This is a genomic window from Streptomyces sp. NBC_00631 (assembly GCF_045206895.1).
Classification (GTDB): Bacteria; Actinomycetota; Actinomycetes; order Streptomycetales; family Streptomycetaceae; genus Streptomyces.
In genome coordinates this window covers 1,351,838-1,377,735 of record NZ_CP107734.1, presented here as the reverse complement: position 1 = coordinate 1,377,735, position 25,898 = coordinate 1,351,838, and the positions used below count along the sequence as shown (strand labels likewise).

The window sequence follows — 25,898 nt, the reverse complement described above, 5'->3', positions numbered from 1 at the left end:
GAACGATCCTGGCACTCGCGTGGCCGGACTGGGCAATGCTCGTTCCTGACGTGTGCTGTCTACGGGAAATGGCAGGCCTGGGTCGATACCGAGAAGGGCGCGACCGCCACGTCGCCGGAGTCACGGCACTGCGTTTCAGGGGGTGACACCGCTTGGCGCCTGTCCACAACGTGGCACCCGGGTACCAGTACCCGACGCCCTTGTTCTACCGACGACCGGAGCTCGCTCATAGCTTGGGGGCTGCGAAGCATCACACGCGAGGCCCAGAACACAAGATGAACGGGAATCACATGAGCCGCGAAAACATCGCGTTCGAGGGCGAGGGTGGCGTCACCCTGCGGGGCAGGTTCTATCCGGCCACAAACAACAGCGGCCCCGCTCCGGTGATCGTGCCGGCACAAGGGATGTCGGGCGTCAAGGAGATGTACCTCGACGACTTCGCGGCTGTCTTCGCCGAGGCAGGCCTGAACGCCCTCGTCTACGACCACCAGAACTTCGGTGACAGCGACGGCACTGCTCGTCAACAGGTTGACCCGATCGTGCAGGACGCCTCGAAGGCGGGTGTCCTCCGCGACCACAGGCCAGACACCCTGACGGAACTCCCGGCCGCGCCGGAAACCCCTTCTTCACCAGGCTCCGAGGACGGATCATGAAGGCCATCATCTACCGCGACAAGGGCGGCCCCGACGTTCTTCAGCTCGTCGACCGTGACCTGCCAAGGCCCGGCCCCGGCGAGGTGCGCGTCCGGGTCGCCGTGTCCGGGGTCAACCCGACCGACTGGAAGTCCCGCTCCGACGCCACCCAGCCCAAGCTTTTCTCCGAGGTCACTCCGCACCACGACGGCGCCGGCACGATCGATGCCGTCGGGGAGGGGATCGACCAGAGCCGGGTCGGTCAGCGGGTCTGGCTGCTCATGGCCGCCGCATGGCGGCCCACCGGCACTGCCGCCGAGTTCACCGTCGTGCCCGCCGAGCAGACCGTGCCGCTGCCCGACGGGGCGGGCTTCGACGTCGGCGCCTCGCTCGGCGTCCCCGCGATCACCGCACACCTCGCACTCACCTGCGCCGAGGGCGGGCCGCGCCGTCTGCGGCCCGGCGCGCTCGACGGCAGGGTAGTGCTCGCCGCCGGCGGGGCCGGAGCGGTCGGACACGCGGTGATCCAACTCGCCCGATGGGCCGGCGCCACCGTGATCAGCACGGTCAGCGGCCCGGAGAAGGCACGGCTGGCCACCGCCGCCGGTGCCCACCACGTGATCAACTATCGCGAGGGCGATCCGGCCGCCGAGATCCGCAAGATCGCTCCGGACGGCGTCGACATCGTCACCGAGGTGGCGCTGGGCGCGAACCTTGCACTGGACCTGGCCGTGCTGCGGACGCGCGGCACGATCTCGACCTACTCCAACGACGGTGGCAAGCCGGTCGAACTGGACGTGTTGCAGAACATGATGCTGAACACACGCTTCCAGTTCCTGGTGCTCTACACGGTCGGTTCGCAGGCGCTCGCCGTGGCTGCCGAGGACGTGGCCGCCGCGGTCCGCGACGGCGCCCTGCCGGTCGGTGAGGAGCACGGCCTGCCCCTGGTCCGCTTTCCGCTCGACCGCACCGCCGACGCGCACAGAGCGGTGGAGAACGGCGCCGTCGGCAAGGTCCTGGTGGACGTCACGTCGTGACGTCCAGCCGGTCCTGGCCGACTCCCATCAGCCCGCTCGCGGGTGCCGACGAAGCGGTACGTCCAGGACCGCTCCCACGATCGCGGTCACGGACGTGAGGAGGTGCGCGAGGCCAAGGTCGCCTCCGTCGAGGGCCTGCTCTTCCCGCACGCCGGTCAGGTCGCGCGCATCCGCCGCAAACGCCGCCGCCCCGGCACGAAGACCGCCGCCTGGGCCCGCGGCCACCGGTGTCATAGGGGAGTCGAACCGCAGCGAGGCGGGCGGCAGCGCGTGGCCGTCACGCCAGCGCAGGGCTCCGTCCATGTCCCAGTAGTAATGGTGGACCCAGACCTGGCGGAGGATCTCCACCTGTGGCAGCAGCCGGAGGTGAGGTGGGGCGTTGGAGGCCCAGGCTGTGGTGAGGATCTTCTGTCCGTCCCTGCCGAATTCCTCGGCCCGGGCGGTCACGGCTGCCTTCCCGCCCGGCAGCTTGCCGATCTCCACCCGGCGTCCGTACCGCTTGGCCCACTCGGGCTCGATCAGCGGAGTCAGCCAGGCGGGAGCGGCCTCGGTCAGTTCCTCCAGCGCCGCCCGCAGCGTCTCCCCGACCAGTTCCAGGCGGCTGAGCGTGCGAACCGCGGCCAGCACATGAGTGGCGTCGGTACGCTGCCGGCCCCCGGCCTTGAGCAGGCCGGCCTCCACCAGGCGGTCCAGCATCACCTGCAGCAACCGGTCGGCGGCGCCGTCCTGTTCGGCCAGCCGGGCCCGGAACTCGCACAGCACCGAGTGGTCGAACCCCGGATCCTCCAGCTCAAGGCCGAGGGCGTACTTCCAGTCGATCCTGGTGCGGACGGCGTCCGCCGCCGCGCGGTCGGAGAGGTTCTCCGCGAACTGCAGCACCGACACCAGCGCCAGCTGCCCGGGTGACAGCCCCGGCCTGCCGTCGCAGGGATACAGGCCGACGAACGCGTCGTCCGCGAACAGGACATCGAGCCGGTCCCGGATGAGCATCGCCGCAGTGCCCTTCGGACACGCCGCCCGCGCTGTCCGCACCGTCCTCACCGGAATCCGCTGGAAACTCCCCGGCCGTAACGGCACTGCCCCCACACCCCGAAATCCGAGGCCACCCCGCACTCCTCCAGCGAACCATCCGACGTCCCCACCCTCAGTAGCCCGGACAAGATCACCAACAGAGTCACGGCATTGGCCCTAGCCGTCGTCCTCTGGCGGGAGGCGTCACCGACCAGAACCGCCGCTATCTGGTCACCAAGATCGTGCGGAGGGGCCGCACACGGGAGGCGATGGAAAGCCGCCGACCTGACGGTCCTGACGCGGCGGCTTGCGCCGCGGCGATCGCCCTGGCGCGCCGGCCGGCGCGCCAGAGGACCTGAGCTGCTCCTTCTGAGCGCAGGCATCCAGAAGGAGCAGCTCAGGTTCCATCACCGGGAGAAGCCCACCGGCAGGGGAACGCCCAGGTGAGTCAGGAGGTCGGCCACCTTCGTGTCGAGGAGGTGCCCGACCTTTTCGATGTCGGCGTCACCGAAGCTCGCGAAGAGGTTGCTCGGCCTGTCGAACGAGATGACCGCGTTTCCTTCCCCATTTTCGTAGACGAGAACCCGGAGGGGCGCGTAGAGGATCGCATTGGGATTGTGGCGGTACATCGTCTCGGCAATCGTGTGATTGCCCATCAAGTAGGCGATTGAGCGGGTGTCGTCTTTACCGACCCCACTGATCCGAAATACCGGGCTGGGATCGATCCTGGAGTAGATGAGGAATCCCCAGGGGGCGGCCTCCTTCACATTCGCGAGAGCCTGGTCCCAATTCTCGACGCCCAATACCATCGCTGGGTCGAAGGCGGGAACCGCCTTCTCGTACTGTGCCACGAAGGCGTCGAAACCCTGACCGGTGTCGATGGCGTACCTGGTGGTCTCGAAGGTCACATGAGAACCGGCCGAGGGGCTCGTCGATGCGCGCTCGGACCCTGGTGACGTAGCGCCCGCACTCACGCGATCACAGCCGCGGCGATTGCGAAGCTCTTGCTCGAACTGAACATGGAAACCTTCATTCACTGTCCTGATGAAGCGCGAACCTGGCCGGTGCCTCCCGGAGCTGTCGTGCAGCGGGCCCCGGGAGGTGACCGGCAAGGAAGGAGACCGGGCGGCCCTGAGATGTCCTGATCCTACTAGGGCCGTCCGGTAGGGGCTGGTCAGGCGGACACGGGCGCTTCCCACGGAACAGGGCGGTTCTCTTCGACCCACTGCGCGAAGATCTCGGGGTGTGCGACCGGCGCCTTGATGCCGTTCACCCGCCAGAGACCGATCGGAGTCTCGTCGAGGTGGATCTCGGTATCGAACCCGCGACCGACGGTGAAGGGCTGGATGGTCTCTTCGATCGACGCCATGCAGGCCTCCTGCTCCTCGGGCGTGGGCAGGTGGCGGGCGATGATGTCAGTGACGATCCGGATGAAGCCGGACTTCGCCTCACCGCCGATGTAGGTGTCATCGACCGGCACCTCGAAGAAGTAGACGTTGACGAAGAACGCCGGAATCTGCGCGAACTCCACGTTGTTCTTGGTGATGGCCTCCGCGAGCGCTTTCTTGTCTTCGTTCGTGTAGGCGCCCGGAGGTGTGTAAATGTGCCAGAGTGGCATGTCTCGATTCCCTTTCGTTGCCCATCGTAACCGGTGATCCCAGCTGCTGTGATGCGACGTTATGGAGAAATCGAGGGTTGGCGGTAGGACGGACGCGCCTTGCCTTAGTACAGGCGCGCCCTGCCCCGAGCCATATTTCGGGTCGAGGGCCGGCCGAGCCGAATCAAGATGACGCTGCCGACCATTGAGGCGTTTGAGAACACCGACCGCCTGAGATTTCGTCACACGATCACGGTCGGGCTTTCTTGAGACGTCGAGGCGTCGTTCCCAGCGGACGGTCAGGCGCTTGAAGTGGTGCCTGGGTCCTTGATGTTCGGGGCGCCCTTGCGGGAGATCACCGGCAGGATGCGGCGCCTGCGCAGTTCTCGCCGGTTGGGGTTGCTGTCGTAGCCCGTGTCGCCCAGAACGGACTCGGGGCGCCGTCGCGGTCGGCCTGGCTTCCCGGCGATGGGAGGGATGTCGTCGACCAGGTTGAGTGTCTGGGCGATGTCGTTGACGTCGGCGGCGGTCCTGATGACGAGCAGCGGGGTGCCCTTGCCGTCACAGACTTTCGCGCGGACGTGCGAGTCATCCACGCATGCGCGGGTCCAGTTTTGCTGGCTGCGTGCAGCTCGGCGAGCAGGACGCGGTGCAGGTGGTCGAAGACGCCGACCTTCTGCCAGTGGCCCAGGCGGCGTCGGCAGTTCTGTCCGGATCCGATCCCAGTTCCAGGGGCAGGAGTTGCAAGGAGATGTCCTGGTGCAGGACGCACAGGATGCCCTGCAGACACAACCGGTCGTCTACCGGTTCGGGCCCGGGTGACCGCTCGGGCCAGGGTGGGTGCAGCGGTTCGATCCGTGCCCAAAGCCGTCGTCCACGTTCCAAGGCCGAGTCGTCACGTGACGCGAACCAGGGCACCTCAACAAGATCTTGCTACGAGCTCTCAAGGCCGGCGTCGGGTCGCACCGAGCACCAGACCTCGGTTCCCAGTTTCATGATCGAGGTCGTGCAGGGGTGAGTCGCGAGGATCGCGGCAGGACCTTTGACGATCGTGGTCCAGCCGTTGGAAGAAGGCGACCTTGGCTGCCTCGTCCTCCATGACGGCTTCGAGACACGCGCTCGCGGTCGAAGACGGCGTCAAGGTCCGCGACCAGCTGAACGCAGGGGCACGTCGGCAGACTCCGTCCTGCCTCGTGGCTCCGCGCGTCCGAGCGATCGTTCCAACCGGCCGGACGTTTTCGCGAGGCCAGAGCCCATCGGTCCGCCGTGACGACGACCCGCACAACCAGGCTGCCGTCGCCATCGGCGATGCCGCTCCGCGGTGCGGGTCAAGCACCCAGGTGCTTGAGGAAGTGTTTCCGCGCCGCCGCGGCACACTCGTCGAAGCCCGGCCCGGTGTAGGCGTCGAAATGCCCTCCGGAGATCACTCGGATCTCCTTCGGCTCACGGGCTTCCGCGTAGGCGTCCAGAGCCAGCTGGACCGGAGCTACGACATCGTCGGCAGCGACGACCATGAGCAGGGGAGTTGGCGCTATGCGGCTGATGTAGCTCACCGGCTCGTACTCCGTGACCAGCTCGAGGCTGCGTGCGGTCATCTCGTTCTTCCAGTTGGGCGCGCGATCTGCCGCGGTCTTGGTGAACCACTCGTAGGCGTCGCTCGAGGCCATGACCGCCTGGGCGGTCGGGTCGGGTGTGACCACTGGAAGCATGTTCGGCTCGCCGCCTGCGAACCGGTGCATACGGTCGCCGTCCATCATGCCCAGGACGTGCGGGATGAAGTCGGGCCGCACGGTGCGATTCAGCATGCCGGAACCCGAGACGCCAGGTACCTGGGAGACGACTGCCTTCACCCGGCGGTCGAGGGCCGCCACCACCAGTACGTGGCCGCCCGAGAAGCTGGTGCCCCACAGCCCGATCTTCGAGGCGTCGACCTCCGGACGAGTGATCGCATAGGTGATGGCGTTGCGGATGTCGCGGTACTGCAGCACCGGGTCGCCCTCCAGGCGGGGCATGCCGTCGCTGTCGCCGAAGTTCTGGTGGTCGTAGACCACTACGTTGAGACCGGCGTCCGCGAAGTACGCCGCGTAGTCGTCGAGGTACATCTCCTTCACGCCGGTCAGGCCGTGTGTGACGACGATCGCCGGAGCCGGATGCTCGGCGTTCTGAGCCGGGTAGAACCAACCCCGGAGGGTGACGCCATTTTCACCGGGGAACTCGATGTCTTCGCGAGTCATGGTCGTGAACGCCTTTCGTTACGGGTTGGGATGTAAGTCCACGCTGAGGCCGGGCGGCATGCCGGCCGTAGAACGATCGCGCCCGGCAGAGGTATCCACGTGCCGGGCCGGTCCCGAGGCCATCCGTTGAGCCGTTTTCGGTGGTGATGATGGCCCCGTCCTGAACCACATCAGGCGGAGGACTCGACGGAAGGGCGTCTCACCATGTTGCGCGAGCATCACGTCAAGCTGGGACCGGTGCGGACCCGCTACTTCGAAGGCGGGGATCCGTCGGGGCCGACGGTGGTCCTGGTGCACGAGGGCAGCTTCGGTGGAGACGCACCGAACACGTTCGGACGCCTGGTCGCACACCTGGAGGCCGACTACCACCTGGTGCTGCCCGAGATGCTGGGCTTCGGGGGCACCGACAAGGCGGTCTTCTTCGGGGAGAACCCGTACGAGCCGCGCCTGCGTCATCTCGATGCGTTCCTGGATGCCCTCGACCTGCGGAACGCGCACTTCGTCGGCAACTCGTTCGGCGGTGGCATGGTGCTGCGACTCTCGATCCGAGAGGACACCGCCTGGCGCATGAGGTCGGCCACCAGCATCTCGGGGACGGGTGGCCCTTTCCGAACGCCCGACGCGTTGAAGGACATGGCCGAGTACGTGCCGAGCATCGAGGATGCTCGGCGGATCGACGGTTGGATCCTGCCTCCGGGTGCTGACGACGCGGACCACGCCGAGGCCCGTTTGGAGAGCAGCCTGCGTCCCGGCCAGTGGGAGTCCATGATGGCGCCCACGCTGCGCAGCCCGGCCCAGCCCGAGAAGGCGCGCCCCTGGGACTTCCCGGCCGCGCTGTCGCGCAGTGTGGTCCCGACTCTCCTGGTGGCCGGCACCCTCGACCGGATGCTCGAGAAGGGGTGGGAGAACAAGCTCTCCAAGCGCCTCAAAGACGTACGGGTCGAGCATCTTGAGGCCGGCCACTCTCCGAACATCTCGCATCCGGTAGAGACCGCGGGCCTGCTGCGCGACTTCTTCGACCACATCGCCAACCGCTGACCCGCTCGGCGCCCATCACCTGAAAGGGACCTCGCACGCATGTCTAGTGTCACTTATCAACTCGTGGACGGCCTGGCCGTTCTGAGCCTGGCTCACGAAGGTCCGCCGGTCCTCGGCCGCGACCTGATGGCTCACCTCGGCGCAGGAGTGGACAAGGCGCAAGCCGATGGGTGCCGCGGCCTCCTCCTGCGCGCCGACGGACCGATCTTCCTGGCGGGAGCCGAGGCGTCCGACTTCAAAGGGATGAGCGAGGCCGAGGCGCGGGCCATGTTCACGGACTTCATCAGCGTGGTGCACGCCATCGAGGGCCTGGACGTGCCGACCGTCGCGGCGGTGCAGGGGATGTGCCTCGGGGGCGGGCTCGAACTGGCTCTGGCCTGCGACCTGATCGTGGCGCAGAAGAGGACCTTGCTCGGCCAGGTTGAGGCGAGGATCGGCGGAGTGACCTTCCTGGGGGGCACCCAGCGGCTGGCCGAGAGGTGCGGCACCGCGCGTGCCCTGGAGATCACCTACTCGGGGTTGCTGTACTCCGCCGACGCCTTCGAGTCGTGGGGGATCGTCTCGCGAGTCGTCGATGCCGACAACTTCGAGGCGAAGGCCAGGTCGCTCGCCACTTCCCTGGCCAGTGGGCCGACGGCGGCACACCGGGTCACCAAAAAGGTCCTCCGCACCGCGAGGGCGCAGGGCGTGCGTGAGGCCGACGAGCTGCTCCTGCAACTCGGTCCGGCTCTCCTCGAAACCGCCGACATGCAGGCAGCCGTCGACACGATCACGACCATGGGCTCGCGGGAGTTCATGGCGAATCCCGCACCGGTGGCCTTCCGTGGCGAGTAGGCGGGTCGTGGAGAACACGGTGCCGACCCACGTCGTTCACCTCCTGGAGGGACAGGCGGCGCGAACGCCCGACCACCCCGCGCTGTCCTGGCTGGAGGGCGACAGCCTGCGCAACCTCACTTGGGGGCAGTACCGCCACCAGGTGTGGGCAGTGGCCTCCCGGTTGCTGGAGATGGGAGTGCGATGCGGCGAGACGGTCGCGATCCTGGCACCCAACATCGTCGAGCACTACGTGGCGGACCTCGCCGCAGTCCTCTGCGGAGGAGCCACGGTGAGCCTCTATCCGACCTTGGTCGACGAACAGCTGGCGTACATCCTGGCGGACGCCAAGCCGGCCGTTGTGATCACCACCGACGAGACCACCGCCGACCGGCTCCGGCGCGTACTGCCGGACGGCTCGAACGCTCATCTGGTCTGTGTGCAGCAGACAGGTGAGGGGGCAGGTGCAGGTGCACCGTACGTCTCATGGGCCGAGGTCCTCGCGGACGGGGCGGCGTCCCTGGAGGCGAACAGGGCGGAGCTCAGCCGCCGTCTCACGGATTCCGGCGACAACACGGCGACCTACGTCTACACGTCAGGCACCACCGGCACGCCGAAGGGGGTGACACTGACCCACGCCAACCTCCTGTTCGAAATGGAGGCCTTCGACCGGATGGGGTTCTTCATCGGCGGATACCGGGTGATCTCCTACCTCCCCCTCGCTCACATCGCCGAGCGACTCTGGAGTCTCTACTTCCCGCTGCGCACCGGTGGCAACGTCCTGCTCTGCCCTGACCAGGGCCAGCTGCTCACCTACTTGAAGATCCAACGCCCGAGCTACTTCATGGGCGTGCCGAGGGTCTGGGAGAAGCTGCGCGACGCCGCGGAAACGATCCTGTCGACAGAGCCGTACGCCAGCCGTAGCGCCGAAGTCGCGACCGACCGCGACGTACTCGTAAGGGCCTGGGCGCGGTCCCAGGACGGCTCTCTCGGATCTGTGGACCGCGTCCGCGCCCTCAAGGCCCGCGAGGGCATTCTGTACGACCTTCGTCGCGAACTCGGTCTTGAATGGACCGTCAACCCCAACAGCGGTGCCGCTGCTCTGCCCCAGGACCTTCGCGACTTCTGGCGCTCGATCGGCGTCGACCTCACCCAGGCCTACGGCCTCTCGGAGACGACCGGGGTCGCCGTGTGGGAGCGCATCGGCGGTGCTCGCAGAGGAAGTGCGGGCTTCGCGGTGCCCGGGTGCGAGATCGCCATCGCAGACGACGGCGAGATCCTCGTGCGAGGCCCCGGTGTCACTCCCGGCTACCGCAACATGGATCCGGAGAAGTCGGGGCTGATGGTGGGCGACTGGCTCGCGACCGGCGATGTGGGTCACCTCGACGAGGCCGGTCGCCTGTACGTGACGGACCGTAAGAAGGAGCTCATCGTCAACGGCTCCGGGAAGAACATCTCGCCCACGGCGATCGAGGAGAAGATCGCCGGCCGCGGGTTCATCAACCAGGCAGTCGCGATCGGTGACGGAAGGCCTTACATCACGGGGTTGATGACGGTCAAAGAGCCGGACCTGATCTCATTCGCCCGGGAACGCGGTATCGAGGACGCGGTCCCGGACCTCCTCTCTCATCCGCTCGTGCTGCAAGAAGCCCAGCGCGTTGTGGATCAGGCCAACGAACGTCTGTCCCGACCCGAGCAGATCAAGAGGTTCCGACTCGTGCCCGATCAATGGTCGGTCGACTCCGGAGACCTCACGCCCACCTCCAAGCTGCGACGGCGGGCCATCATCGGGCGCTACTCCGCCATCATCGACGGCCTCTACGCAGAGTCGAAGGACACAGCACGATGAGCTACGAATACATCAAGCTGGAGCGACGCGGCGAGGTGATGCTCATCGGCATCAACCGCCCCGAGAAGGCCAATGCCTTCAACCGTCAGGTGTTCAGGGAGCTTTCCAGCGCCTATGCGGATTTCGATACGGACGACTCCGTGCGCGTGGGTGTGCTCCACGGAATCGGTCGGCACTTCACTGCGGGGATGGACTTGCGAGAGGTCGCGCCCGATGTGTCACGCGGCAACTCGCTGGTCGCACCCGGCGGCATCCATCCGTGGCAGGTCGAGGGCCGACGACTGTCCAAGCCCCTGATCGCGGCCGTGCACGGGAAGTGCCTGACTCTGGGGGTCGAACTGGTGCTGGCGGCGGACATCGCGATCTGCACCGCCTCATCCGCCTTCGCCACACTCGAGCCGCAACTCGGGCTCTTCCCGTTCGGAGGAGGCACGGTTCGGCTTCCCCAGAGGGCCGGCTGGGGGAACGCCATGCGCTGGCTTCTGACGTGTGAGGAGTACGACGCGCAGGAGGCCTACCGCATCGGCGTGGTCCAGGAGGTCGTGGATGACGGCGACCACCTTACCCGCGCCATGCAACTCGCGGACAAGATAGCTCGCCAAGCCCCGCTGGTGATCAGGGCCGTGCTCGACAACGGCCGTCGGGCACTACGGGACGGCGAGGCAGCCGCCGAGCTGGAGATGGCTCGGCTGGCCCGGGAGACCTTCAGCTCTGAGGACGGCAAGGCCGGCATCGATTCGTTCAGGGAGCCCGGCGGGCCTCCTGTCTTCGTCGGGCGCTGAACACCATGTCGACAAGAGATGCGGGACCACGAGACGCCTGCGGACTGGTCTCGATGCTCTTCTCCGATCCGCCCGCCGTCGCCGAGGTCCCGCCGTCCGCCTGGGGGTTCGGAGGACTTCACGGTGGTCTGGCGCTGGGCCTTGTCGCCTCGTCGGTGCGGCGAAGTCTTCGGGGTCATTCCCTCCGCTCGATCACGGGGCAGTTCCATCAACCGGTTCGCGAGACGTTCGCCATCGACACGCGAGTGATCAGATCCGGCCGGAACGCGAGCGCCGTCCAAGCCACCGGCTCGGACTCTGCCGGGATGTGCCTGACCGCCACCGCCATCCTCGGCGTCGACCAAGAGGGCACCGTGCCGACGTACGCCCCCGACGCGCCGGACACGCCGGGGCCGCATGCGCTCGCCTCGCTGGAGGGGCTGACGCACCAGGTGCCGGTGCTGAGCCAGGTCGATGTGCGGCCGGTCGGTTCGATCCGGCCGTACTCCGGTGCCGAGAACCCCACGATGACCGCGTGGATGCGGGTGCGGGGACACGACGTACCGGTCGACCCGAGCGCGGTGGTCTTCCTCCTCGATGCCCTCCCGCCTTCGTACACGGCGGTCCTGAGACAGCCCCGACCGGTGCCCACGATCGAGTTCTCCGCTCACCTCACCGCGCATGTCCCCACCTCGCCCTGGGTGCTTGTCCGGTCCCGGACCGTTCGCGCCGAAGCAGGGGGATGGGTGACGGAGTCGATCGACGCATGGGATCTCGAAGGCACTCACCTCGCGTCGGCTCAGCAGCTCCGCCTCGCCGTGGCTGCGCGGCCCTCTCCCCGACGCGCATGACCCACGCAGTCAAGGCGGCCTGTAGTGGAGAAGGCCCTGAGTACGCACAACGAAAAGTGAATGCGAGAGCGGCATGACGAACAACGCAATGGACGTCGACGAGGTGGTGAGGGCGGGGGAGTTGATCCCTCTCCTGTGCGCGGTCGCCGAGCTGACAGGTGACCGTGCCCTGCTCGCCGAGCGGTTCCGGCCCACGCTGGACCCGGAGATGATCGTGGTCCCGGAGGCCGGCGGTCTGCCTCCGGACGTCGCCCGTGAGGCTTTCGAACGCGTCGCACGTGCGCTGAAGCGACACCTCGCCGCCGACGATGCGGCAACCAAGGACGACCTTTCCGTGGAGGACATCGTCGACTTCCTCACCCATGGCGACAACGCCCACGCCGAGCTCATGCGGCACGAACTGGGCCATGCCGACGAGCACGTGTGGGCGAAGGCTGAGGTCGCCTCCGATCGCGACTTCGTCGTGGGGGTGGTGGGAGCCGGCCAGGCAGGGCTCGCGATGGCGAGGTCCCTGCGGCGCTCGGGAATCGACTTCGTGATGTTCGAGTCCGCCGACAAGGTCGGCGGCACCTGGAGGTGGAACGCCTACCCGGGGTGCCGCTTGGACACCAGCACCCTCGCCTACAGTTACTCGTTCTTCCAGAAGAGCGACTGGCGGCACCACTTCGCGGTGAGGGAGACGCTCGAGGACTACTTCCTGGAGTTCGCCGAGCACGAACAACTGCTGGACAGCGTGCGGTTCAACTCACGAGTCGTCCGAGCGACCTGGGACGAGCGGGACGCCAGGTGGGTACTGGACGTGCACGATCTGCTGTCCGGCCAACGATCCACGGTTCGGGTGCACGCGCTGATCAGTGCGGTCGGGTTCCTCAACCAAGCCAAGATCCCGACCTTCAAGGGCCTGGAGCAGTATCGCGGTGAGAGCGTCCACTCCGCCGACTGGCACCCCGGCGTCGAGTACCGGGGAAAGCGGGTCAATGTCATCGGGACCGGCGCGAGCGCCTATCAGATCGCGCCCGCCATCGCGGACGAGGTCGCCTCGCTCACCATCTTCCAGCGCAGCGCCCCCTGGATGCTTCCCGCGCCGCTCTACCAGGCAGAGGTGGGGCAGGAACGGCAATGGCTGATGGAGAACATCCCCTCCTATCACCGGTGGCTCCGGCTGTGGGAGTTCTGGCACTCCACGATCGGCAAGTACGCGCTGACCAGAGCCGATCCCCAGTGGGCGTCCCCGGAGTCGGTCTCGGAGCCGAACCAGCGTTTCCGCGATGCTCTCGTCGAGAACATCCGAGGCCAGTACGTCGGGCACGAACAGCTGCTCGATGCGGTCATCCCGCGCTACCCCGTGGGCGTCAAGAGAATGCTGCGGGACAACGGGGTGTGGGCCAAAACGCTCCAGCAGCCTCACACCGCGCTGGTGACTGACGAGATCGACTCGTTCGACGAGCACGGGATCCGGACCACCGCAGGAGACCAGTACCCGGCCGATCTGACGATATTCGCCACCGGATTCCACGGTACGAACTACCTGGGGACCATCGACATACGGGGTCGCGGCGGACTGAGGCTCAGCGACTTCTGGGGTGAGGAGTCCCGGGCCCACAAGGGGGTCACCGTCCCGGGATTTCCCAACCTGTTCTGCCTCGCGGGCCCGAACACCGGACTGGTCGCCATCGGTAGTCAGACGTTCATGGCCGAGTGCGGAATCCACTACGTCTCCGAATGCCTGCGCCACCTGCTGACGACCGGCGCGGCGGCCGTCGAACCGACGCAAGAGGCCTACCACGCCTACGTGCAATGGGTCGAGCAGGGCAACCGCGGCATGGCTTGGGCAGCCGTGCCCGAGGCGAGCTGGTATCGCAACGCGAGCGGCACCAACACCGTGGTGTGGCCCTACCCTCTGCTCACCTACTACGAGATCACCCGGACGATGGACGAGGACGAGATGATCGTCTCCCACGCCGCGAGCGAAGAGGTGCCGGCGTGAGCCCGGACCCGAAGTCGTCGGGGCGTGAGCACGTGCTGAATCACCATCGCGGCTGGCGCGGCTATTTCGCGGCTGCCCCGACGCCCTTCGAGCGCGACGGCGCGCTGGATCCGCGACGGCTGCGGGACGTGCTGGAATGGTTCGTCGGCGAGCGCGCGCACGGTGTGGTGGTCAACGGAACCACCGGAGAATGGGTGGCGCAGTCGGTGGACGAGCGCCAGCGCGTGCTCGAGATCGCACGGGAGACCGTGGCCTCCGGTACACACCTGCTCGTCGGGATCGGCAGCATGCGACCCGAGCACAGTCTGGTCCTGGGCCGGCATGCAGCCGAGGTCGGCGCCGACGGGGCACTCCTCACGATCCCCCCTGCCAGATGGCTCACCCACGACGAGATCTTCGATTTCTACGCGACGATGGCACGACAGATTCCGCTGCCCCTGCTCGTCTACAACGTCCCCGCAGTGGTGGGAACCGATCTTCCGCCTGAGCTGCTCGCCCGCCTCCTCACGATCGACGGAGTCGTCGGGGTCAAGGACAACACCCCATCGCCGGAACGGCGGACCACGACCTTGCGCCTTCTCGGTCACGACCACGCGATCTTCTCCGACGTTCTCGACCCGACGGCTCTCCCCGTGTTCGCCGGCGAACAGTGCGGGCGTGGGCAGATCGGGAGCGCAATGCCCTTGGGGAGACGTCTCGCGGACGCGTTCGAGATGGTCTGGCGTGGTGAGGTCGACGAAGCCCGCCAGATCTCCGAGGACCTCACCCGGTTCAAAAGAGCCGTACTGAAGGTTCTTGGCCCCGGACAGCCCTGGCACGCCCAGATCAAGGCCCTGATGTTCGCCGCCGGGATCGACGCCGGCTTTCCCCGTTTTCCGACCACATCCATCCGGGACGACGAGCACGCCATGGCACAACTGCGTGCAATCACCCACACATTCATGAGGTGAACATGATCCACGTAAAGTACGCGGCATCCAACCCTGGGGGAGCACCGACACTCATCCTCGCAGCCTCCCTCGGCACCGACCGTGAGATGTGGCGCGAGCAGGTGCTGCTCCTTCCTAGTGCCTGGAACGTGGTGACCTTCGACCTCCGGGGCCACGGAGCCTCGCCGCTGACCTCGCGGATACCGACGATCGACGACTTCGCCGATGACGTGGTCTCGATCGCCGACGACCTGGGCGTCGACCGCTTCGCGTTCTGCGGACTGTCCATCGGCGGTGCCATCGGACAGAGCCTCGGCGCCCGCTACCCGGACAGAGTCAGCTCGCTGGTGCTGGCCTCCACCGGCCTGACGATCCTGACCAGGGCCGCTCTCATCGAGCGCTCCGAGCGGGTGCTCCGTGAAGGGACTGCCTGGATCGCCGACGCGTCCGCGCCTCGCTGGTTCACCGAGCGGTTCCGGGATGAGCACCCGGACATCGTCGACGCCAAGATGGACCACCTTCGGCACATGGCGCCGCGCGCCTACGCGGATGCATGCCTCGCTCTGGCCGGCTTCGATGGTCACGCGATCGCCCGGTCGATCTCCGTGCCGACACTCGTCCTGTCGGGGGAAGACGACGTGGCCACCCCTCCATCGGGCTGCGCCGAACTCGCGGCCGCCATCCCCGGCGCCAAGCTTGGTTCATTGCCTGGCTCCGCACACCTGTGCAGCGTGGAGCGGCCGGAGCTCTTCACCGAGTTCGTTCAACGACATGTCGAAGCCCACCACTAGCCCAGGGCCTGTTGCGGGTCGGGATCACGGTGTGACTGGGAGGCTGCGGATCCAGGTGAGTGCACCGTAAGTGCGGTCCGGCTTCACCGCCCTCGGGGGTGTTGTCGTAACGGGGGGCCGGGTCCCTCACCGCTTGAACATGTTGATGGCGCGTTCCACGGTGTTGCGATCTTTGAGAGTGTGGCGGCGTGGGCGATCAGGCAGCCACAAACGACGCCACTGCGGCAGCGACGGCTGAGGTCGCGGGCCTGGTCGACCCGAGCGGGACGACCTCCCGCAAGGGCCAGCAGAAGCTACTCGACGACGCGACCGCCGACTTCCGCTCGAGCCGCAGGAGCAGACCGGCCGAATTTCCGCCGACACCGTCCAGAACAAGCAGGTCCCCGATGCCGAACCGCAGCTAACGCGTTCGGGTTGACCTGCGGCAGCACGGCGACCGATGGCTCGCGTCCCCATGGGAGTCCCTGGCATGACGAGGTGACGCGTCATGACCGTCAGCGCGGTGCCGGTCCCGCTGACACTGGCCGTGGTCGCCGGCGTCGATGCCCACGTCGCCGAGGAGACGACGTACGCCCGTAGAACGTACTCACCGCCGCCACCAGCGTTACCGACCTGGTGAGCTGTCGGTCCACATCCCTCGACGAAGACCTGAAGCGAGCCCTCGATCAGACGACGGGATCCATCCCCGCCGACTTCCGCGAGATCCTCACCGACGTCGTCGAGTCAGCGGCCAGGCGCAAAGGCATCAGCACCGAGGCCGGAGCGAGCGCCGCCGGTGTAGTTTCCGGCGGCGTGAAGGTCGCCCGGCTCGAGCCTGTGTGAGCGACGGCACGGGATCAGCCGAAGACCGGCCTGCGCTTGGCGAGGAAGGCGTCGACACCCTCGATGCCGTCCGGCGAGACGATCGCCCGACTGATCGTTGCGGCTTCCAGGTCCAGCTGATCGACGAAACCCCTGCCCGTCGACTCGGCCATGAGCCTCTTGGTGTCGGCCAGCGCGCCGGTCGGCCCGACGCGGAGAGTGGAGACGACCGCCTCAACCGCCGCATCGAGCTCAGCTGCAGGGACAGCGCGGCTCACCAGGCCCCACTCGGCCGCCTCGGCCCCCGTCACGACCCGGTTGCTGAGCGCGAGGTCCATCGCCCGCGGCCATGACACCCGTGCGGCGACCAACCAGGTCACGCCACAGTCCGGGGTCAGGCCGGACGCGGTGTAGGCCATCACCAGCTTCGCCTCGTTGGCCGCGATGACTATGTCGCCGATCAGCGCGAAGCCGAGCCCACCTCCCGCCGCGGTCCCGTTGATCACGGAGACGACCGGGACCCTCAGCCTGCGGATCATGGCGAGGGCGGCATGCAGTTCGTCGGCGGTCGCCTTGATCTGCGCGCCACGGTCATCGGCTCCGGCGAAGTCGCTCAGGTCGCCACCGACGCTGAATACCCGGCCCTGGGCGCACACGACCACGACCCGGGCATCACCGCGGTGCGCGTCGTCGGCGGCACGTCCGGCCGCGATGCGCAGGGCTTCGCCCATCGGCCTGTCCAGGCTGTTGTGCCCTCCGCTGTGAGCGAGCTCGATCCGCGCGACGTGGTCGACGAGCTGGTAGGCGACGCGGTCATGGATCACGTGGGTCACGGTCTTCTCCTCGGGCTTGATGGACGCTTCGTCGTTCCAGAACGCGACGGGCATGGGCGAGCGAACGACAAGCTCCCCGGCGCTTGCGAAGATCTCTGGCCATCGTCGTCGCGATGGACGGGAAGCCAGGGGTTGCCCGGCACGGGGTGGGAGCAGATGTCGGTGCCCCCTCTGGGAGTTCACGAAAACATCGGGGTCGAGCACGTCGTACAACCAGTCGTAGGCCTCGGACGGCGGAACCGCTCCAGTGACCGCCACCGTCCGCAACGCGGCGAGGCCGTCGCCTCATAGAAAGGCTGCGCCCGGCGGTGATACGCGAGTGCCACCGGTGAGGCCGTGAGCTGCCCGGTAGTCGCCGGGGGACATCGAGAACTCGCGACGAAACTCCCGGCTGAGATGGCTCGCGTCGCAGAATCCCCAACGGTGTGCGATCGCCGCGATCGAGGCGGATGAGTGGACAAGATCGTTCCGCGCCGCGGCGAGGCGGTGAGCTCGCACCACGGCTCCCATGGTGTCGCCGGTGGTGGCGAACGCACGGTGCACCGTGCGAGGCGCGACGTTGTGGGCAGCGGCGAGATCAGCCACCCGGATCGCGCCCGCTGTGAGATGTTCGGCGATCCAGCTCTCGAGCTGTTGCCGCAGGAACGGAAGGAAGCCCGTCTCACTGAGGTCCGGGGCATGGGCGGAGCGCAACATCCCGACGATGAGCATGAGAAGGGCGTTGCGGGCGCCTTCGACGTCGACAGGGGACATAAGCTCCAACTGCATGTCGACGGCTGTGAGAAATTCCTGTGTGAGCCGCGCAAGGGGATTCTCAGCCGTTTCGAGGCACAGCACGCCCGGTACGCCCCGCCCCGTGTCGTAGGGAGCGAGCGCCGTCAGTGGCACGCGCACCGTACGCTTCGCCAGCTTGTCGGGGATGACGATCCTGCCGGTCGTCCGCGAGCTCATGAGTAGGAGAGCACCAGGACGAAGCACCACCGTTTCGTCGGATGTCTGGAGGATCTGCCGGCCTTTGGTCACCATGATCAGCAGGAGAGACTCTGCTTCCCTCGCAGCCATGCTGCTCTCGCGCACGCCTTCCAGATCGGGGCATCCCCAATCTGTGATGAGGAGATCGCCGATGTCGCGCGTCTGGAGGGTGCCGTGGCCCGGGACACGGTGGGTTCGTCGGATGTGCATGTCACCCAAGCGGTGTTGAACGGCTGTCCGCCAACGGAAGTCGCGCTCCTCGAGAGAGACATCGGGGACGGGCTCGGAAGTCGTTTGGACGAGTGTCACGGTCTCACTCCATCTCTGGCGGTCGAGACGGCCTTGGCGCACGAGGCCTCGACTTCGTAGATGTCTTGTAGTTTGCTTCGATGTGACGTCCGTGACTTGCCTTTACACGACAAGGATTTGGCTTTGCGTCACAGCGATGTGCCGATTCGGGCATCGATCCTCCTGGGCCTGCCCGCCCTGATCACTCGTCTCGGGGGCCACGGGGACGAGTTCCTCGCGGCGTACGGGTTCGACGAAGAGCTGACAGCGCAGTCCGACGCCTTCGTCAGCCTGCGGCAGATGGAGCGCCTTCTCGAGGAGGCCGCCCGGCGGTTCGAGGTTCCTGACTTGGGGTTGCGGATGGCCGCACAGCAGGACCTGCAGATTCTCGGGCCGCTCGCGATCGCGCTGGAGAACTCGTGCACGGTGGGCGACGCCCTGGAGTGCACGAGCCGGTTCCTGTACGTGTTCAGCCCAGGGTTGTCGCAGGAAGTCATTCCCGATCCGCTGGGCAACCCGGATGTGCTCGCCATTCGCTACGCCAGCACAACGGGCACTGCCTCGCCTCAGTCGGTCGACTACGGGCTCGGCATGGTCCATCGGGTCGTGACCCTCGTGAACGGCGGGGGATTCTATGGACTCCGTTCAGTGCAGCTCCCCCATCCGCCCCTGGCCCCGGAGGCGGTCTACCGGGCGCACTTCGGCGCAGAGGTCGCCTTCGACAGCGCTCTGGCTTGCCTGCGGTTGCCCCGACATCTCCTGAACGTGCGGGTCAGCGGAGGCAACGAACTCCTGCGTGACATCGCGGTCGACTACCTCGAGTCGCATTTCGGTCATGGCGAGGTCCCGGTCGCCGACCTCGTCACGGCGATTCTCGCGGGCCAGCAGGGACCGGATCGACCGGACCTGGCCAAGGTCGCGCGGATCTTGAACCTGCACCCACGAACCCTCCAGCGATCGTTGGCCGCGGAGGGAGTCGGCTTCAAGGACCTGGTCGACCTGGTGCGACGGGATCAGGTCCGCAAGTTGATCACGACCACGCACCTGTCGTTCTCCCAGATCGCCGTCCAGGTCGGCCTGCGGGAGCAATCGAGCCTGACGCGTGCCGTGCGGCGGTGGTTCGGTACGTCGCCCTCCCGGCTGCGCAGGGCGGCGAGCGACCCGCCGTAGGTCATGGCGGTCGGCGGCACGTCAGTCAGACGCGGTGTCGACCGAGTAGCTCTCGTCAGACAGGGCGCATGCCACCAGGTCGGGCAGGTTTGGGCGGCGGCCGGGTCGTCAGGCAGCAGGCCCCTCGTGCTGTCCAATCTCGACGCGGCCGCCTTCCGGACACCTGATGGCACAGCGCCGGCAGGTCCTGGGCGCCGCCCTCGACGACCTCCTGCGCTCCCACCCCTGTCACCGGCTGCTGTCGTATACAAGGACTGATAGGTCAGCTCAGCCGGCTCACCGCGATCCACCGTGGGCAGCAGGCACGTGACGATCAAGGCCCTCGTCAACTGGCTGTCCGATGTCGAGTGCAACGTCAGCCGCAACCACGGCGACCTTGCGCGCCGTATGCACGAACGTACGGTCGTCCCCGCCGCCCCAATCCCTGACCGCAGCAACGCGGCGAGTACGAGATCAGCGGCATCGTCATGACCGGCGACGACGAACGAGAACGCGGAACCCGGGCTGCCGCGCCCTTGCGTATCGACGGCAGCCGGGGCCACTGGGGCGAGATCGAGGAGCTCTGGCTGGCCGGCGAGCTCACCGACGACGAGTTCGAGGACCACTTCATCGACGACGTCATCGTGGAAGGCATCGGCGAAGGCACCGGCGGGTGGGAGTATCCCGGCGCCTCGTACTTCGTCGAAGTTAGGTGGCAGCACCAGTCGAACCGCCCGCCGCAGTAGAGGAATTCGCATCATGAGCCACCACCCAACTGCGGAAGTCACCGCTGATCACGGTGTAGGGGGAGACTGTCACGAGCGCCGTGCAGCGGGTGGGAGCTCCTCGGCGCCGCGGGCGCGACCACTGGCCTGGCCTTCGAAGGCGCCGTGCCGGGCACGCGCCCGGGAGATCGCCGCGGTGGCGGGCACCTCCCATGACCTCGCCACCCGCGCGACCACGCCAACCCCTCCACCAGCAGCCGTGTGACCTCCTCATGCGCCTGGCCCGAAAACAGACACATCGCCAGCACGAAGTACATCGTCATCCGTGCCGGCAGCAGCCGGTTCCGCTTCTCCATTGCCGGCGCGAGTGAGATCGAGCCGGGCCTCGGACCCTGGGCCGCTACCCGAGGCCGGACGGGACAGCTGTACCACCACGGCGGGGACGTTCGAGAACTACGGCGTCCTGCCGAGTGGTGCAGCGGAGGCTGGTGAGCACGGACTCCGGCCGACCAGACCACGATGCCGCCGGACTCTCCATGCGCCCGGCTGGTCCGGCACCGGCCCCCGGTTGGTTTCTTACCGGCTGGCGGTCGTGTCGGCGAGAACGGGCCACAGGGCCGCGACGACCCGGTCCGCGAGGCCTGGGTCCCGGTCGCCGGTGCGGAGGTAGGACGAGTAAATGCTGCCGGTCATCATGTCCGCGACGACGAGCACATCCATGTCCGGGCGCAGGGCACCCTCCTCGCGCAGCCGCCGCAAGGTGTCGATCAGGGGCTGCATACGGGGGCCGATCGCGTGGCGCCGTACCAGCTCCAGGAGACCGGCATTGTGCTCGGTCTCGGTCAGAACATGCCCGATCACCGTCATCCCGCGGCCCGGGGGAGCGTACGGAACCGCGTACCGCAGGGCCCTCCCCAGTGCGTCGGCGGGCAGAAGGTCCTCCAACGGGCCGATCGGGTCGCGCTCGCGCTCCTCCTGGAAGTTGAAGTCCAGAGCGTCCACGATGAGATCGTGCTTGTTCGCCCAACGCCGGTAGACGGTGGGCCTGGTGACACCCGCGTCGGCAGCGATGTCACCGATCGTCATGCGAGCATAACCGTCCGCAATGAACCGCTCGACGGTCGCTCGCAGGATCGCCTTCTCAACGGACGGGTCGCGCGGTCTGCCGGGGCCCTTGCCCCCCGAGGCTTCCTTCTTGTCCTTTTCGGCCATATTCTGCGCTCTCCCTGTCATTACTTTACTTGACAGTCACGTAACGATACTAAGATTGTTGCTGTGTGCACGGAGATCCGAGCCAAGGAGAAATGGTGCCACCTCCCCCCACAGGCACAATCGTTGAGCACCCCGCTGCGTCTGGCGCCGACCCGGTCCGCCCGGTGCGACAGCAGGAGCCTTCCTGCATGATCCCAGGTGCGGCCTCCGGCGAGCACTCCGAGAGACCTGCGCGCCGCAGGCAGGTGTTCATCCGCCCATAGAGCGGGACGCCCGCCGGCCGGCGAGGCGGCACAAGGGGACCCCCCCACCCCACCGCCCACCGTCGCGCGGGCCGTGACATCCGTCGACACCCCCTGTCCGCGCCGGCGGGTCTGCTGCCGTTCGCTCCCGGGTCCGGTGCGCCTCCGCACCCGTGCAGCCCTTGTCGCCGGAGGTCCTGGCCCTCGCACCGGCACCGAGGCAAGGGCGTGCTGCCACCCCCTGACGCGAGACATTCCCTGCGCGCACATATGCCGCGCACTCCGATGCGCCGCACCCGCGAGGCAGCGCGGCCCGGCAAGAGTCCTTCCGGCACCCGGGATGCAGTCCAGCGCCGCACACCTGCCCAACTCCCCACCCCCACCCCCTGACGGAAAGTCGGTGAGAACCGGTGTCTTCGGCACCCGAGGTCGGTTCGATCGCGAACGACAAGCAGCTGCACGACAGGCTCCCGCTGGAGTCGGTCACCGCGGCCACCCGCGACTGCACGGAGGGTCTGGCGCGAGCCGTGGCCCTGATCATGGAGGGGTACTCCGAACGGCCGGCCCTCGGTGAGAGGGCCCACGAAACGGTGACCGACCCGGTGACCGGCCGGGCATCCCTGCGACTGCTGCCGCGGTTCACGGAGATCACCTATGCCGAACTGTGGGAACGGGCCGGCGCGGTCGCGGCCGAGTGGCGCCAGGACGCCCGGCATCCGGTCCGCCCGGGGGACTTCGTCGCGGTCTGCGGCTTCACGAGCGTCGACTACGCGACGCTGGACATGGCATGCCTGCGGCTAGGCGCGGTGGCTGTGCCGCTGCCGGCGAACGCACCCCTCGCCCGGCTGGAGCCGATCGTTGCGGAGACCGGGCCGCGCGTCCTGGCAGCCAGCATAGAAGTCCTGGACACCGCGGTGGAGATGGTTCTTTCCAGCGCCTCGAAACCTCGGCTCGTGGTGTTCGACCACCACCCGGAGGTCGACGAGGAGCGGGAGAGGTTCGAGGCGGCGCAGCGGCGACTGGCCGAGGCGGGCCTCACCGCCGTCGACTCCCTCGCCGCGGTGACCGGCCGTGGCCGCAGCCTGCCGACGGTGCCGCTCTTCCAGCCGGATAGGGACGACGACCCGATGCGGCTCCTGCTCTACACCTCCGGCAGCACAGGCACGCCGAAGGGCGCCATCTACACCGAAACGATGCTCCGTAGACTCTGGGCGGGCCTGATGCCGACGCCTGCCGACGTTCCCTCCGTCGGCATCAACTACATGCCGATGAACCATGTGGTCGGCCGGGTGAATCTGTACTCCACGCTCGGCCGGGGCGGCATCTCGTACTTCACTGCCCGAAGCGACATGTCCAGCCTGTTCGACGACATGGCACTCGTCCGGCCGACCGAGCTTCTGCTGGTGCCGAGGATCTGCGACATGCTGCAACAGGAGTACCAGAGCGAACTGGTGCGCCGCACCGCGGAGTTCACCGACCGCGAAGCTCTCGACGCCGCAGTGAAGGCGGACCTGCGGGAGCGATTCGTCGGCGGCCGAGTGCGCACTCTCGTGAGCGCCAGCGCGCCCGTCTCCCGGGAACTGAAGCGATTCGTGGAGTCGTGTCTGGAGCTGCCCCTGCACGACGGCTACGGGTCCACCGAGAGTGGTGTCGTGGTGTTCGACTCACGCGTGCAGCGGCCTCCCGTGATCGACTACAAGCTAGTCGACGTGCCGGAACTCGGATACTTCACCACGGACTCCCCGTACCCCCGGGGCGAACTGCTGATCAAGACGGAGTCCGTGACGCCCGGGTACTACATGCGGCCCGAGACGACGGCCGAGGTGTTCGACGCGGACGGCTTCTACCGGACGGGCGACGTCATGATGGAGACCGGCCCTGACCAGATCGTCTACCTCGATCGCCGCAACAACGTACTGAAGCTGTCCCAGGGCGAGTTCGTCGCGGTCTCCCGTCTGGAGAGCGTCTTCGTCACCGGCCCGCTGGTACGGCAGATCTACGTCTACGGCAACAGCGAGCGCGCCTACCTGCTGGCCGTGGTCGTTCCCACCGAGGAGGCCCTCGCCCGGTCCGCGAACCACGACGAGCTGAAACGGTCGCTGAACGAGTCGCTCCAGCACGTCGCCCGCCAGGCCGGCCTGGAACCGTACGAGATCCCCCGTGACTTCCTGGTCGAGCTCGAACCGTTCACCGCGGAGAACGGCCTGCTGTCGGACATCCGCAAGAATCTGCGTCCGCAGCTCAAGGAGCGCTACGGGGACCGTCTCGAAGACCTCTATGAGGAGCTGGCGAGCGGCCGCGAGGACATGCTGCGCTCGCTGCGCGAGGCGGGCCCCGGCCAGCCGGTGTTCGAGGCCGTCCGCCGCGGGCTCGTCGCGCTGCTGGGCTGCTCGGAAGCGGAACTGAACGAGAACGCGCGCTTCACGGACCTTGGGATCGACTCGTTGTCGGCGCTGTCCTTCTCCCGGCTGCTGCGGGACGTCTTCGAGGTGGAGGTGCCGGTCGGGCTGCTGCTCAGCCCGGGCAACGACCTGAGGGCCGTCGCGGACCACATCGAGGCCGAGCGAGCCTCGGGGGCACGGCGGCCGACCTTCGCCTCGGTCCACGGTGCCGACAGCACCGAGGCACGTGCCGCCGACCTCACGCTGGAGCGGTTCATCGACGCCGGGACGCTGGAAAGGGCTGATTGGCTGCGGCGTCCGACGGGACAGGTGGCCCCGCGTACCGTGCTGCTGACCGGGGCCAACGGCTATCTGGGGCGGTTCATGTGCCTGGACTGGCTGGAACGGCTGGCCGGCACCGGGGGCAGGCTGGTCTGCGTCCTACGGGGCCGTGACATCGAGGACGCCGGGCGCCGCCTGGAGGCCGCCTTCACCAGCGGCGACACGGGCCTGCTGAGCCGCTACCGCGAACTGGCGGCGACTCATCTTGAGGTGCTCGCCGGGGACATCGGCGAGGAACGGCTCGGCCTGGATCCGGCCACCTGGAGGCGGCTGGCCGAGGACGTCGACCTCATCCTGCACCCCGCGGCCCTGGTCAACCATGTCCTGCCGTACGACCAGCTGTTCGGCCCCAACGTCCTCGGCACCGCCGAGCTGATCCGCCTCGCCCTCACCGGGAGGATGAAGCCGCTCGCCTACCTGTCCACCGTCGGCGTGGCCGCCGGGTCCGACTTGGCGCGGTTCGACGAGATCACAGACATCCGCGCACTGAGCCCCGCGCGCACGCTCGGCGACGGCTACGCCACCGGCTACTCGACCAGCAAGTGGGCGGGCGAGGTCCTGCTGCGTGAGGCCCATGACGCCTATGGCCTGCCGGTGACGGTGTTCCGCTCGGACATGATCCTCGCCCACACCCGCCACACGGGTCAGCTGAACGTGCCCGACATGTTCACCCGCCTGCTCTTCAGCATCCTGGCCACCGGCATCGCCCCGGAGTCCTTCTACCGCACCGACGACCGGGGCGGCCGACGGCGGGCGCACTACGACGGGCTGCCCGTCGACTTCGTCGCGCAGGCCGTCGACGCCCTCGGCGCACGCAACACGGACGCCCACCGCACGTACAACGTCGTCAACCCCCACGCTGACGGGATCTCACTGGACACCTTCGTCGACTGGCTGATGGAGGACGGCCACACGATCCGGCGCGTCGCGGACTACGACGAGTGGTTCACCCGGTTCGAAACCGCCCTGCGGACGCTGCCGGAACAGCGACGCAGGCACTCCCTGCTACCGCTGCTGCACGCCTTCGCGAAGCCGGGCGAACCGACACCCGGCTCGGCCGTCCCTGCCGACCACTTCACCGACGCCGTCCGCGAGACGGGCATCGGCGAGGACGGGGCCATCCCGCACCTGTCCGCCGACCTCATCACCAAGTACGCGAACGACCTGCGCGAGCTCGGCCTCGTCTGAACCCTCGGCCGTGTCCGACACCGCGTCGCCGCCGGGACGCACCCGCCGGGGGCCGTAACATCCCCGGCAGCAGCTACCGGCGACGATCGCGAACGTTCGACCCATCGCTCTGCATGTACCGAACCGTCATACCCTGAGCCTTTCCAATCTCAGCCTGAGGTTCAGGGTGGTCTGCCTGCTCGCCGACGGCACGGACCCTGGCATGGATGGGAGACGTTGACAGCGCGCTGCCCCT

At 67.6% G+C, this 25,898-nt stretch carries 24 protein-coding genes; 15 read left to right on the top strand and 9 right to left on the bottom strand.

The window, feature by feature from the left end; all coding sequences use genetic code 11:
• Positions 1-290: 290 nt before the first annotated feature.
• Both OHB00_RS06490 and OHB00_RS06485 read left to right on the top strand, forming a co-directional pair.
• A complete protein-coding gene (locus tag OHB00_RS06490; protein WP_406432161.1) occupies positions 291-653 on the top strand; it encodes an alpha/beta hydrolase in 363 nt (120 codons plus the stop codon).
• Positions 650-1,669 (top strand): NADPH:quinone reductase, encoded by a 1,020-nt coding sequence (locus tag OHB00_RS06485; RefSeq protein ID WP_406432159.1) that lies wholly within the window; start codon positions 650-652, stop codon positions 1,667-1,669. Before OHB00_RS06490 ends, OHB00_RS06485 begins: the two co-directional genes overlap by 4 nt.
• Positions 1,670-1,696: 27 nt before the next feature.
• Here the strand turns inward: OHB00_RS06485 and OHB00_RS06480 are convergent, their stop codons facing one another.
• From OHB00_RS06480 to OHB00_RS06460, 5 genes are all read right to left on the bottom strand, one after another.
• Positions 1,697-2,659 carry a transposase gene (locus OHB00_RS06480; RefSeq protein ID WP_406432157.1) on the bottom strand — a complete coding sequence of 321 codons (963 nt, stop codon included), beginning with the start codon at positions 2,657-2,659 and terminating at the stop codon, positions 1,697-1,699.
• Positions 2,660-3,087: 428 nt separating this feature from the next.
• Positions 3,088-3,588, bottom strand: coding sequence for a DUF302 domain-containing protein (locus tag OHB00_RS06475; protein WP_406432155.1), 501 nt, complete (start codon positions 3,586-3,588; stop codon positions 3,088-3,090).
• A 266-nt stretch (positions 3,589-3,854) separates the two neighbouring features.
• On the bottom strand, positions 3,855-4,298 hold the full coding sequence (locus tag OHB00_RS06470; protein ID WP_406432153.1) for a tautomerase family protein: 444 nt from the start codon (positions 4,296-4,298) through the stop codon (positions 3,855-3,857).
• Between the two features lie 278 nt (positions 4,299-4,576).
• Positions 4,577-4,873 carry a transposase gene (locus tag OHB00_RS06465; RefSeq protein WP_406432151.1) on the bottom strand — a complete coding sequence of 99 codons (297 nt, stop codon included), beginning with the start codon at positions 4,871-4,873 and terminating at the stop codon, positions 4,577-4,579.
• Positions 4,874-5,605: 732 nt separating this feature from the next.
• Complete coding sequence (locus tag OHB00_RS06460) at positions 5,606-6,511, bottom strand: alpha/beta hydrolase (protein WP_406432149.1); 906 nt, start codon at positions 6,509-6,511, stop codon at positions 5,606-5,608.
• 204 nt (positions 6,512-6,715) lie between these two features.
• On the opposite strand from OHB00_RS06460, the gene OHB00_RS06455 reads away from it, so the two are divergent.
• The 10 genes from OHB00_RS06455 to OHB00_RS06410 all read left to right on the top strand — a co-directional run bounded on the left by OHB00_RS06455 (position 6,716) and on the right by OHB00_RS06410 (position 16,352).
• Positions 6,716-7,549: an alpha/beta fold hydrolase gene (locus OHB00_RS06455; RefSeq protein ID WP_406432147.1), complete on the top strand. Its 834-nt coding sequence runs from the start codon at positions 6,716-6,718 to the stop codon at positions 7,547-7,549.
• A gap of 39 nt (positions 7,550-7,588) precedes the next feature.
• Positions 7,589-8,383 (top strand): enoyl-CoA hydratase/isomerase family protein, encoded by a 795-nt coding sequence (locus OHB00_RS06450; protein ID WP_406432145.1) that lies wholly within the window; start codon positions 7,589-7,591, stop codon positions 8,381-8,383.
• A 19-nt stretch (positions 8,384-8,402) separates the two neighbouring features.
• Positions 8,403-10,211 (top strand): AMP-dependent synthetase/ligase, encoded by a 1,809-nt coding sequence (locus tag OHB00_RS06445; protein WP_406432143.1) that lies wholly within the window; start codon positions 8,403-8,405, stop codon positions 10,209-10,211.
• The gene (locus OHB00_RS06440) at positions 10,208-10,993 is read left to right on the top strand and encodes a crotonase/enoyl-CoA hydratase family protein (protein WP_406432141.1); all 786 of its coding nucleotides are present in this window, start codon (positions 10,208-10,210) and stop codon (positions 10,991-10,993) included. Before OHB00_RS06445 ends, OHB00_RS06440 begins: the two co-directional genes overlap by 4 nt.
• A 5-nt stretch (positions 10,994-10,998) precedes the next feature.
• Positions 10,999-11,823 carry an acyl-CoA thioesterase gene (locus OHB00_RS06435; protein ID WP_406432139.1) on the top strand — a complete coding sequence of 275 codons (825 nt, stop codon included), beginning with the start codon at positions 10,999-11,001 and terminating at the stop codon, positions 11,821-11,823.
• 73 nt (positions 11,824-11,896) lie between these two features.
• Positions 11,897-13,810 (top strand): flavin-containing monooxygenase, encoded by a 1,914-nt coding sequence (locus tag OHB00_RS06430; protein WP_406432137.1) that lies wholly within the window; start codon positions 11,897-11,899, stop codon positions 13,808-13,810.
• Positions 13,807-14,760 carry a dihydrodipicolinate synthase family protein gene (locus OHB00_RS06425; protein WP_406432135.1) on the top strand — a complete coding sequence of 318 codons (954 nt, stop codon included), beginning with the start codon at positions 13,807-13,809 and terminating at the stop codon, positions 14,758-14,760. Before OHB00_RS06430 ends, OHB00_RS06425 begins: the two co-directional genes overlap by 4 nt.
• A gap of 2 nt (positions 14,761-14,762) precedes the next feature.
• Complete coding sequence (locus OHB00_RS06420; protein WP_406432133.1) at positions 14,763-15,530, top strand: alpha/beta fold hydrolase; 768 nt, start codon at positions 14,763-14,765, stop codon at positions 15,528-15,530.
• Between the two features lie 487 nt (positions 15,531-16,017).
• The gene (locus tag OHB00_RS06415) at positions 16,018-16,149 is read left to right on the top strand and encodes a hypothetical protein (RefSeq protein WP_406432131.1); all 132 of its coding nucleotides are present in this window, start codon (positions 16,018-16,020) and stop codon (positions 16,147-16,149) included.
• Positions 16,146-16,352 (top strand): hypothetical protein, encoded by a 207-nt coding sequence (locus tag OHB00_RS06410; protein WP_406432129.1) that lies wholly within the window; start codon positions 16,146-16,148, stop codon positions 16,350-16,352. Before OHB00_RS06415 ends, OHB00_RS06410 begins: the two co-directional genes overlap by 4 nt.
• A gap of 14 nt (positions 16,353-16,366) precedes the next feature.
• Here OHB00_RS06410 and OHB00_RS06405 read toward each other — a convergent pair whose 3' ends face one another.
• Both OHB00_RS06405 and OHB00_RS06400 read right to left on the bottom strand, forming a co-directional pair.
• Positions 16,367-17,218 (bottom strand): enoyl-CoA hydratase/isomerase family protein, encoded by an 852-nt coding sequence (locus OHB00_RS06405; RefSeq protein WP_406432127.1) that lies wholly within the window; start codon positions 17,216-17,218, stop codon positions 16,367-16,369.
• 231 nt (positions 17,219-17,449) lie between these two features.
• Entirely contained in the window at positions 17,450-18,445 is a 996-nt protein-coding gene (locus OHB00_RS06400; protein ID WP_406432125.1) for a helix-turn-helix domain-containing protein, read from the bottom strand.
• Between the two features lie 123 nt (positions 18,446-18,568).
• Here OHB00_RS06400 and OHB00_RS06395 point away from each other — a divergent pair, with 123 nt between their 5' ends.
• Together OHB00_RS06395 and OHB00_RS06390 are read left to right on the top strand one after the other, a co-directional pair.
• Positions 18,569-19,594, top strand: coding sequence for an AraC family transcriptional regulator (locus OHB00_RS06395; protein ID WP_406432123.1), 1,026 nt, complete (start codon positions 18,569-18,571; stop codon positions 19,592-19,594).
• A gap of 467 nt (positions 19,595-20,061) precedes the next feature.
• Positions 20,062-20,319 (top strand): hypothetical protein, encoded by a 258-nt coding sequence (locus tag OHB00_RS06390; RefSeq protein ID WP_406432121.1) that lies wholly within the window; start codon positions 20,062-20,064, stop codon positions 20,317-20,319.
• 38 nt (positions 20,320-20,357) lie between these two features.
• On the opposite strand, the gene OHB00_RS06385 is transcribed toward OHB00_RS06390, so the two are convergent.
• Complete coding sequence (locus OHB00_RS06385; protein ID WP_406445630.1) at positions 20,358-20,615, bottom strand: hypothetical protein; 258 nt, start codon at positions 20,613-20,615, stop codon at positions 20,358-20,360.
• 259 nt (positions 20,616-20,874) lie between these two features.
• Positions 20,875-21,510 (bottom strand): TetR/AcrR family transcriptional regulator, encoded by a 636-nt coding sequence (locus OHB00_RS06380; protein WP_406432119.1) that lies wholly within the window; start codon positions 21,508-21,510, stop codon positions 20,875-20,877.
• A 652-nt stretch (positions 21,511-22,162) separates the two neighbouring features.
• Between OHB00_RS06380 and car the strand changes: the two genes are divergently transcribed.
• Positions 22,163-25,663, top strand: a complete 3,501-nt coding sequence (gene car / locus OHB00_RS06375) for a carboxylic acid reductase (protein ID WP_406432117.1) — start codon at positions 22,163-22,165, stop codon at positions 25,661-25,663.
• Positions 25,664-25,898: the final 235 nt, after the last annotated feature.